Source organism: Nostoc sp. (assembly GCF_036917095.1).
GTDB lineage: Bacteria > Cyanobacteriota > Cyanobacteriia > Cyanobacteriales > Nostocaceae > Nostoc.
Genome location: NZ_JBALFH010000046.1, coordinates 1 through 9,703 on the forward strand (window position 1 = coordinate 1; position 9,703 = coordinate 9,703).

At 43.5% G+C, this 9,703-nt stretch carries 13 protein-coding genes; 5 read left to right on the forward strand and 8 right to left on the reverse strand.

The features are described from left to right. Nucleotides 1-531 (reverse strand): PAS domain-containing protein (locus tag V7L01_RS29280; protein WP_335041165.1); only part of this gene is annotated, 531 nt, incomplete at its 3' end. Between the two features lie 162 nt (nucleotides 532-693). Here V7L01_RS29280 and V7L01_RS29285 point away from each other — a divergent pair. Then, the gene (locus V7L01_RS29285; RefSeq protein ID WP_335041167.1) at nucleotides 694-1,536 is read left to right on the forward strand and encodes a hypothetical protein; all 843 of its coding nucleotides are present in this window, start codon (nucleotides 694-696) and stop codon (nucleotides 1,534-1,536) included. Next, on the forward strand, nucleotides 1,487-2,182 hold the full coding sequence (locus tag V7L01_RS29290) for a hypothetical protein (protein ID WP_335041169.1): 696 nt from the start codon (nucleotides 1,487-1,489) through the stop codon (nucleotides 2,180-2,182). The genes V7L01_RS29285 and V7L01_RS29290 overlap by 50 nt, the downstream gene beginning before the upstream one ends. Here the strand turns inward: V7L01_RS29290 and V7L01_RS29295 are convergent. Together V7L01_RS29295 and V7L01_RS29300 are read right to left on the reverse strand one after the other, a co-directional pair. Further along, on the reverse strand, nucleotides 2,114-2,545 hold the full coding sequence (locus tag V7L01_RS29295; RefSeq protein ID WP_335041171.1) for an HNH endonuclease: 432 nt from the start codon (nucleotides 2,543-2,545) through the stop codon (nucleotides 2,114-2,116). The two genes, V7L01_RS29290 and V7L01_RS29295, sit on opposite strands and share 69 nt — an antisense overlap. Then, nucleotides 2,535-2,930, reverse strand: coding sequence for a hypothetical protein (locus V7L01_RS29300; protein WP_335041173.1), 396 nt, complete (start codon nucleotides 2,928-2,930; stop codon nucleotides 2,535-2,537). Before V7L01_RS29300 ends, V7L01_RS29295 begins: the two co-directional genes overlap by 11 nt. Nucleotides 2,931-3,292: 362 nt before the next feature. On the opposite strand from V7L01_RS29300, the gene V7L01_RS29305 reads away from it, so the two are divergent. The 3 genes from V7L01_RS29305 to V7L01_RS29315 are packed head-to-tail and all read left to right on the forward strand — an operon-like array spanning nucleotide 3,293 to nucleotide 5,600. Continuing rightward, nucleotides 3,293-4,639 carry a glutamate-cysteine ligase family protein gene (locus V7L01_RS29305; protein ID WP_335041175.1) on the forward strand — a complete coding sequence of 449 codons (1,347 nt, stop codon included), beginning with the start codon at nucleotides 3,293-3,295 and terminating at the stop codon, nucleotides 4,637-4,639. Between the two features lie 54 nt (nucleotides 4,640-4,693). Then, nucleotides 4,694-5,452, forward strand: a complete 759-nt coding sequence (locus V7L01_RS29310; protein WP_335041177.1) for a gamma-glutamyl-gamma-aminobutyrate hydrolase family protein — start codon at nucleotides 4,694-4,696, stop codon at nucleotides 5,450-5,452. Continuing rightward, nucleotides 5,427-5,600, forward strand: a complete 174-nt coding sequence (locus tag V7L01_RS29315; protein WP_335041179.1) for a hypothetical protein — start codon at nucleotides 5,427-5,429, stop codon at nucleotides 5,598-5,600. Before V7L01_RS29310 ends, V7L01_RS29315 begins: the two co-directional genes overlap by 26 nt. Nucleotides 5,601-5,660: 60 nt before the next feature. Here the strand turns inward: V7L01_RS29315 and V7L01_RS29320 are convergent, their stop codons facing one another. The 5 genes from V7L01_RS29320 to V7L01_RS29340 all read right to left on the reverse strand — a co-directional run. Beyond that, nucleotides 5,661-5,804, reverse strand: a complete 144-nt coding sequence (locus V7L01_RS29320; RefSeq protein ID WP_335041181.1) for a hypothetical protein — start codon at nucleotides 5,802-5,804, stop codon at nucleotides 5,661-5,663. A gap of 168 nt (nucleotides 5,805-5,972) precedes the next feature. Beyond that, nucleotides 5,973-6,170 (reverse strand): NblA/ycf18 family protein, encoded by a 198-nt coding sequence (locus V7L01_RS29325; RefSeq protein WP_334850361.1) that lies wholly within the window; start codon nucleotides 6,168-6,170, stop codon nucleotides 5,973-5,975. A 170-nt stretch (nucleotides 6,171-6,340) separates the two neighbouring features. After that, complete coding sequence (locus V7L01_RS29330; RefSeq protein ID WP_335041183.1) at nucleotides 6,341-6,520, reverse strand: hypothetical protein; 180 nt, start codon at nucleotides 6,518-6,520, stop codon at nucleotides 6,341-6,343. A 232-nt stretch (nucleotides 6,521-6,752) separates the two neighbouring features. Next, nucleotides 6,753-7,262: an NUDIX hydrolase gene (locus tag V7L01_RS29335; RefSeq protein WP_335041186.1), complete on the reverse strand. Its 510-nt coding sequence runs from the start codon at nucleotides 7,260-7,262 to the stop codon at nucleotides 6,753-6,755. A gap of 206 nt (nucleotides 7,263-7,468) precedes the next feature. Then, nucleotides 7,469-9,703, reverse strand: a 2,235-nt coding sequence (locus V7L01_RS29340; RefSeq protein ID WP_335041188.1) for a DEAD/DEAH box helicase, incomplete at its 5' end; no start/stop codon positions are given.

The following is a 9,703-nucleotide window of genomic DNA, read 5'->3' on the forward strand; positions in this document are numbered from 1 at the left end:
AAAGGTAGGACAGACTGGACAAGGCTGCTTCAGCCCAGCGATCGCCTCATAACAACGTTTCCCTGTAGGATCTCCAAATACCTCCTCGAAGCGTTGGTTATAAAATCCTACGCCATAATCATTGGGTTGCAGATAAAGGAAAGCGGGTAGCTGATTCAGAAGGTTATAAAGGCTTTGGCGTTCCGTTGAGAGTGCTTCTATTTGGCGCAACTGCTGGTTAACATCTTTCCCTACTGCATAGATGAGTCCCTGTTCGCTAGTAGAAAGACTCCAAGACAACCACCGATAACTGCCATCTTTGTGAAGATAACGGTTATCCCAGTGCAAATTTTCCAGTGGTTCAGTTGGTAGCTGATTGATTGCAATATCTTCTGGATGTACTAATTCTAACCAATAATGCCCAATTAAGTTTTCTGGTTTCCATCCCAATACCTTTTCCCATGCAGGATTGACTTGCTGGTAGCAACCATCCCTTGAGATGATACAGAATAGGTCAGTTGAAAGGTTGAAGAAATCTTCTTTCTTAAACACAGTAATCTTATTATTTAAATTCTGTCTTCAACGTAACTAAGTATATCCACTAGTTACAACGTCAAGATTACTGAATAATTACAAATACAGTGAAAATTAAAATAAAGCCAAGCTCTACAACGCGCTCAACTTGCGATTTTAGCTAAAGAAAATGGTCCATATTTGGCGTCACCGTGGTCGGGTAGCACGCCATCAATCGCACTCAACCAACGATTCCTCGGACAGCTTCTCGTCCCCGAAGGCGAAAAACTGATTATCCTCAAGGCTCCCAAAGGCACTGGTAAAACCGAATGGCTGTCTACTGAGGTGGCGAAGGCGCATGACCTTGGACGTAGGGTGTTAATCATCACCCATCGGATTCAACTAGGCGAGGCGTTGTGTAATCGGTTTGGTGTTAACTATGTTACCGAAGTCCGCACGAATGAAACAGGCACATTATTAGGATATGGAGTGTGTGTTGATTCATTGCATCAGGAAAGTCAGGCGCGATTCAACCCCAACGACTGGGCGAATGATGTGATTATTATTGATGAATGTGACCAAGTATTCTGGCATTTGCTCAACTCTGGTACGGAAGTGCAGAAGCGTCGGGTATCGGTTCTCAAAAACCTCAAGCAACTGGTACAGAATGTTTTAGGCAGCAGTCAGGGAAAGATTTACCTATCAAGCGCTGATGTATCCGACACCGACGTAAAGTATGTTTTATCACTCGCTGGGGAATATCGAGTTAACCCGTTCGTCATTGTCAACAATTATCGGGATAGTGCTGGCAACTGTTACAACTATTCTGGCAGTAACCCGAAAAATCTCATTGCCGCACTCGACAAAGCCATTGCCAAAGGGGGGCATCATTTACTCTGCTGCTCTGCTCAAAAAGCAAAATCCAAATGGGGAACCCAAGCACTTGAGGAACGGTTTCGTCGCAAATTTCCACACCTGCGGATTCTGTGCGGGGTTGGTCGAGGATGGTTACACCATTATCGATGCCTCGGATGCCGACGATGATGAGAGCGGGGCTGTTATCGAGTCGGTTAAAGCCGCGTCTGTTGAATTGTATACTGCTGAGTGTCAGGCGATCGCTAATTCTGCTGAACTCTCTGATGCCGAACTCAAGAAGCTCCTTGACACAAGGGCGAAAACGAAAACCGAGCGACACCAGCAACGCAAGGCTGAATTATCCCGTCGCTACGAAATTGACGTAACCCCTGATTTGGTTGAGAAGGATGACGACGGCTGGTATCCTCAACTGCGGATGCACTACTATTTGACACTGGGGCGGGAATTTCTGACAACCCGTGATGCTAAACGGGCAAAAGCGCAGTTAGAGGCGGGAGAGAATTCGATTTGGAAACCGGATTTTAACAAGGGGCAGTTATTACCTGCTGTGTTGTTACTCGAAAATCTGAATCTGTTGCAGTTTCTTACACCAGACGTTCAGTTACGGGGCAGCGACGAGAAGCTGGTGGAGTTTAAGGCACTGGCTGTTCAGCACAGGCACGTTATCAAGAATTACTTGAATGTCAGCATATCGGAGAAACTGACCCCGGTGGCGATCGCTAGATATTTACCACTACCAACATTTTTATGGCGGTGGATGCAGTCCCGCCGAGGTCAAAAGGCGACGCAAGTTAACGACTCCAACCCGATTTAATTGCAGAGCTGACACTGTTGCTCGACCACAGGAAGTTTTACCAATAACCTGTGTAAAATCATCGTTCCAGCTAAAATGCTCTGACCAAAACTGCTGACGAGGATGAAACAGTCCCACCTCAAGTTTTGTTTCTGGATCGCAATGGCTGGTTTTGGTATGCTTTCGACCATTACAGCCATAACAAGACCAAGCTAAATTTTCTGCGATCGTTTCTCCGCCTGCCTGACGGGGTTTGATGTGTTCTATAGTGAAGCTGTCAGGAGAAAATTCTTCTGGACATCGGCAATATTCACAGAGATTTTTGGCTCTACTGGCTACTGTTCGTCGCATTGCAGCAGATACTCTCTCAGATTCAAACGGCATGGAATAACTTAGATTCCGACACCAATTGACGATTCAAGGTCAGCAAATCCATATTCCTTAGCCTTGCTAATTCCATAAGAGCTTCCAGACGTTCTACCCTCCACTGTTCTAGCTGATCCTCATAAGTAATCAATTCTTCATGTTCCATGTCGGTGAGTTCCCCCCACTCACCGCGTTTGCGTAACTCTTCTAGTCGTTTCTGCTCATTAGGAGCTAGGCGACGTTGGATGACTTCAACCAGGGCTAACTCAATCGGATTGGATGCAGCAAACTTAGAGGGTTCAGACAGAAACTCTAATAATTGAACTACCGCAGTTAACCGCTCTTCTGACAACTGCTCAATCAGTTCGATCGCTCTTCTACGAATATCGGTTGCTGGAGTCATGGAAGATCACGCTTACCTATGTCTAATCAAATTGTACTAAGACTGGACAGTTTTTTCGATTTAATCAAGAATTCATACAGGATACTTACGGGATGAGCGTTGCGGCGTGATGCTAGAATTTGAGGATGCAAGCCCCGAAAAGTTTGCTCAACTGGTGACAGATGCCCCACAGTGGACTGAATGGATGGCGTAAGAAAGTTGGGTTTACTTCACATTATCCAGGTTAGACAACAAAATCCCTAACAATCTGATACTACAATTCTCCAAATCGATTGACTCAAATAGGTTTTGTCTTGCGGTAACTTTATCCTTTAAGCTACATATATTGAGGCTATGGCAAGATTACCCTTGTGGAGGTCTAGATGACGATAGTCAAGCGTCGTATCGGTCTGGAGCAAGAATTTTTTCTGGTAGATGAAGCTGGTAGCTTGAGCGATCGCGCCGATGAGTTTTTAAAGAGTTGTAAATTCATTGCTCAAGCACAAGGTTTAAACCCAAATAACTTTGTGGCAGAGTTCGTTAAAAGTATGGTAGAAATTAACACACCTCCTGCCGACACTGCCAAGGAACTAGCAAGAGTCTATCTCAAGAATCTCAAATTGGCAATCTCTGTAGCGCAACAGATAGGTTTACGTCTTTACCCTCTGTCTAGCTATCCTTTGCCTACTATGCCAGTTATGCGAGATCGCCCTAATTACCATATCCAAGCTCGGACTGTCGGCATTTCAAAATTTTTGCACGCCGGAAAATGTACAGGTACACACCTGCATTTGGAAGTCCCGCCTGGGGTAATTGACCCTCGTATTGCAGTATCCTACAACTCAAGATCAATTGAGCGAGAAGAGCTATTAAATATCTATAATTTAGCTACAGCTTGCGACTCGGCACTTATTTCTCTGACACGGGCATGTCCCTTTTATGAAGGACAGGCGTTAGGGCTAGCCGCACATACAATTCGTTATCGAGGTAGCGAAACCTTCGGTTGGGAGGGAGTTTATACTAATTTACAACCTGTCGGTGGACTCATGCCTTATGCCGAAAATGTTGAGGGTTTAGTTGAGCAGCAGTTCGCTCGTTATTATGCTTGGCTGCAAGCGATGGAAAAAGCCGCAATTGAACCGAACCTGTTCAAGGAATCGGGAGTTAGCTTACTCAAGTCAGCTTGGAATCCAGTTCGACTCAACAAACTCGGCACAGTAGAAATCAGATGTATAGATAGTAACTTTCCCTCTGTAATTTTATTTATAATGACATTGCTGGAAAAATTGGCCGATCGAGTTAGGCAGGAGAAGTTAACAGTAAGACCATCTAAAGGAATGCAGATATTTGAACTAGTTGGCAATCGCTTGTATGTACCGGATTTTGAATATCTTAATGGGGAATTGCTCTTAACCTCAGCTACAGAAGGAATTAAAAACCCCAAAGTTAGAGCTTACCTCGATTCCATTTTGCAGTTTGCCAGCGCTGTTGGTGGCGAAGGAGCAAATTTTCTAGCAAAACTCAGCACAAACCTCGATCGGTATCAGACGACAGAAGCCAGCATCTTGCAAGAGTTTACCCCAACAACTACTCAACTTTCATTAGATGCCGGTTTGCGTTTAGTGCGCTCAAGTTGTGACAAGCTAGAAGCTATTGTTTCATCGATAGATATAGAAAATCCCCTCGCAGCTTTGGATACTGATGAAGGATTGTTGCTACAGCAGCATTAAAGAAGTCGGAAGTACACTTTTATAACTGGGATTAAATAGTGAAATAGCATCAAGATGAGTAGAAAATCTCGAAAACCATTGATTGGGATTACAACTTATGGTCGCCTTGCAGCATTACCATTTTCTCTGCCAAGTGAATATATAGATGCAGTCCGTGCTTCAGGTGGCATTCCCATATTATTACCACCAGGAGAAGTTGAGCCTGCTCAACTTCTAGATTCTTTGGATGGTTTAATCATCTCTGGTGGTGGAGATATTGACCCTGCTTGCTACAACGGTTTTGATCATCCTACTATTTATTCTGTTGATCGCGAACGTGATGCTTTTGAATTGCAGCTTGGCAAGTTTGCTCTTGAACGTCATCTGCCGATATTGGGTATTTGCCGGGGTTTACAAATTCTCATCGTCGCCTGTGGGGGTACTCTAATTCCTCACATTCCAGATGTTTACGGTACATCTGCATTACATCGTCTAGAGCCTGAGCCTGGACGACGTTTACCTACAGAACATCTTGTCAAGATAGATGTAGAAAGTCTTTTAGCTAACTGTTTACAGAATTCTCACATATCTGTAGTTTCTTGGCATCATCAAGCGATAGATAAAGTACCCCCAGGTTGGCGGGTTGTTGCTTATGCTTCGGATGATGGAGTCATTGAAGCTGTGGAGCATGAACACCATCCTTGGGCAATTGGTGTGCAATGGCATCCTGAGCTTTCAATTCTCAATCCCAATAATCAAAGACTTTTTCTAGCTCTCGTTCAGGCTGCACATACAAAACACTTATGCGATGAGCCTAACCCTGGAACTGGTTGAATGCGGGGTTAATGCGGTTAAAGAATTACTCTGTACCCTGACGATTGATGAGCGGTTGGGTGTAATGCTGGAGTTCGAGGATGCTTACCCCCAAAAATTTGCTCAATTGGTGGCAAATGCCCCGCAGTGGACTGAGTGGATGGGGTGAGAAATGTTGGGCAAGCGACTCTTATTATCTATGTTTCAAGACTTTTCTGCACCACTAAGCTCAACACCTTGCAGAACGAGGCAGCATAAATTTCTCGCTCTCGGCTGCAAATTTCCCACGAACCATCAGCACAGTTTCATCAAATTCATGGACAAATGCTTGCACATCTTTGACATCGAGAAGTTCTGGACTAAAGTAAATCACTACTTCTTCAATGGATTGGGGTATTTTAGCAAGCCCCCAGGATATTCCTCAAACACTCACGCCACTGGAAAGTCCTGCTATCCAAGAGTGGAAGGGGCTGAAGCTGAAAATGCGCCTTGGACTAAACAGTGTTGGCTCTTTCTAAAGTTGACGAGAGCAAGGTTTATTTTAGCCCAAGATTGAACCTGAACCAACTTCCCACTGATGTTTGAGCAATTCTTGATAAGTCTTTTCCCTTATCATCATCTGCTTATAGAGCATCTGCAAAAACTCTTGAGCTTGTTCACGGGACATCTGCTGCACAAGATCCGCAAAAGTTCTAAGGCTAAATTCTTGTTCTAAAGATAATTCAATGGGTTGGTTCATAGCTTTTATTTGAGTTTGCTAAGTTAAGCAAATATTGTTTTATATAAATAAATGTTACGATAGCTTTACAAAAGATGAAGGGGTGTAAACCGTACCGATGTAGGTTAGAAAGACCGTCTCTGCTGATGAAAACCTTGATATCACTCCATTGTGGCAACCCAAGTAAAAACTTAAGTTCTAAAGTTTCCTACTAAGAGGTTTTTAAAAGCATTTTTCGCCTCTGCTTGCGGCTGGCGATCGCTGTTGGAGAAGATGGGCAATACTTTGGGCAAGAGTGGTGAGCGTTGCGGCGTGATGCTGGAGTTTGAGGACTTACTTTTTACCAATTGAATGAATTTGACTTGCTTCAAGAGCAACAATCAGCAAACTTGCAATTTTCGTTAGATATCTGATTGATGGAAATGAGCTTCGGCATCTAATTAAGCTTGATTCTCAAGAATAGTTTAACTTTAAATTTAACAATGATTTAGCAAGGGAACTGAAGCATCTTCGAGCTATAGGATTTATTAATAATTTTCTGGACAAGGGGATTGAAAAAGTTAAAGAAGGGGGTAAAGGAAAGTCAATCTAAAAGAACTCTACCTAATTTTGATAAAATATTTTTACAAGTTTGAGCAAATCACTTTTTGCAGGTTCACCGCTATTTAACCACTCTATTAAATCATTCACGGATAACCAAAAACTTTCAATAAAATCACTTTTATTATACTCTGGGTTCCAATCTAATTTGATTTCATAAACCTTCATAAAAGAAGATACTTGATATTGATATGGTATTAAATATCCCAAGAGTCGAACATTAACCATGTTTAACTCTAAGTTCAACTCTTCTTTGAGTTCCCTTTGTAAAGCATCTTCATAGGTTTCTCCAGTTTCAACATGACCCCCCATGCTGACATCAAGACAAAGCGGAAAAATAGTTTTGTGTGCAGAACGCCGAGGTATCCACAGTTGACCTAATGAATTAACAACAAAAGCGTTGACAACTCTAAAATTGCATAGTCCTTGACGATATATTTCCGAACGTTTCTTCTGTCCAACAACGCAATCGCTTTCGTCTACAATGTCAAGTATTTCATCATCTTGTATCATGATTAAATCCCTCTATCATTTGAATTGGGCGGTTAGGCATCACCATGCCAAAACCTTATTTTTAGGTAATAATTATGGCGCAACAAGTTTTGTGGTGCCAACTCTTGGAGACGCACTCGCGTTCGGCGGGCGCAGCGCTCGCTCAACGAAGATAAAAGCAACTTACGGAATGAGCGATTATTGTCAAAAAAGCCTTGGTAAATGCCTTAACCTTCGCTAATCAGCTGTAACAAGGCTTCCGTTGATATCTTGCCACTAATATCAGCACCTTCCAATAGGCTGTCTGCTAAGTCTCGCTTGTGGTGGTGCAATTGCACAATCTTTTCTTCAATAGTATCCTTTGCTACTAAACGATAAATGGTAACAGGGCGTTGTTGCCCAATGCGATGGGCGCGGTCTGAGGCTTGGTCTTCCACGGCGGGATTCCACCAAGGGTCTGTATGAATCACATAATCAGCCGCAGTCAGATTAAGTCCTGTCCCCCCTGCTTTGAGACTAATAAGAAAGACATCTCCTGAACCAGCTTGGAAAGCATCCACCCGTTTTTTTCGCTCTGCCACTGAAGTACTGCCATCTAGATATTGATAATTAATACCTTGGTGTTCGAGATAATCTCTAATAATGTGCAAATGGTCAACAAACTGACTAAACACCAACGCCTTATGGCGGTTTTCCAAAAGTTCACCCAGCACCTCACCAAAAAGTTGCAACTTGGAACTGGGTAATTCAGCTGAAGGCATAACGAGGCTGGGATTACAGCAAGCGCGACGCAGTTTCATAATCTCAGCCAGAACTTGCAAATGTTTCTTTCCTGCTTCGGCATCAGTTTCGATAAGTTTAGATATTGCTTGACGACGCAAGGCTTCATAGAATGCTTTTTCCTCCCGACTCAATTCCACATGCAACAGAATTTCAGTACGAGATGGCAACTCTTCTAGTACCTGATTTTTTGTCCGCCGCAACAGAAATGGTTGAATCAGTTTTTTAAGTTTATTACGTGCAAGTTTATCCTGATATTTTTCAATGGGGGTAGCAAAGCGTTGATTAAAGCTTTCAAAAGAACCCAATAACCCAGGATTAATAAAACGGAACAAATTCCATAACTCACCCAGGTGATTCTCAATCGGAGTCCCAGTAGTCAGCAACTTAAAATTAGATTTTAGGTTCATGGCTGCCTGAGAACGTTTAGTGGTCATATTTTTAATCGCCTGGGCTTCATCCAGGACAATCGTTTGCCACTGTACACCAGAAAGCATTTGCGCTACTTCTTCCTGCTGTAATAAACCATAGCTGCATACCAACATATCCAACGGTTGCAACCCATCTAATAATTTTTGGCGGTTAGCACCAGAAAATTGAATAATATTCAGAGTTGGGGCAAACTTCTGCGCTTCACTCACCCAATTCATACATACAGAAGTGGGAGCAATAATTAGGGTTGGCCCTTCATGGGCATTTCTGAGAATGACCGCCAATGCTTGCAAGGTCTTACCGAGTCCCATTTGGTCTGCTAAACAAGCGCCCACACCCCAATGTGCCAGCCGCGCCAGCCAACAAAAACCCTCCATTTGGTAGTCACGTAGTTCTCCAAGAAGTGTAGATGGCAGTTCCGGCTGGAGGTTTTGCACCTCCTTAAGCCGCTCTCTATGTGCCTTCCAATGTTTATCTGCTTTTACCTTACCTACCTCATCGACAAAATCTTCTAACCCTAACGTGGCCAAGGGATGAAAACGAATACCCTTACTATGCTTTTCCGAAAACATCCGCAATTCGTCGAGGCGTTTGCGAAAAGCTTGAGTTAAAGCCAGAAATTGACCATCACCAAGGGGGATAAAACGGCTGGGGGTCTTCTCTAATAGTTCTAGTAGTTGCTGCATATCCAGCACTAGGTCGTTATTCAATTTCAACTCCCCAGTTGCTGCAAACCAGTCTTGCTGACGTTGAATTGATAAATTAAAGTCTTTCAAGTCGGCATTGTGGCTAACACGCAGTTTTTCTCCTTGTGGCCATTCTATGACTACGTTATTTCCCAGCGTTTGCAGTTCTAGCAGTAGTTCTAAACAGTCTTCTGGGTCAGCTATAACCCATTCACCATCTTGTTCTTCAGTTCGCGTCAAGGTGGGGCAGGCTTTGATGGCAGCTTTAGCAAGCTGTTTTTCTTCAGGTAGATTTCGTCTGGTTTGCAGACGTTTCCCGTCAATCTCGGCAATTACTGTTTCACCACCTGTACCAGGACGGTAGTAGGGGCCACCTTGGGCAAAGGGGCGCGACAAAAGGCTGATTTTCAAGCCAGTATTGGCAGGTAAAAGGTGAATATGGGGTAGAGTCTGGGCAGGTACTTCTTCTGCACCTTCGAGTCCGCCACCAATGTCAGAATGTACGGTAACGATGCCAGACACGGCATTAATTGCTGCTAAAACTTGCTTTTCGGCGAAGGCAGG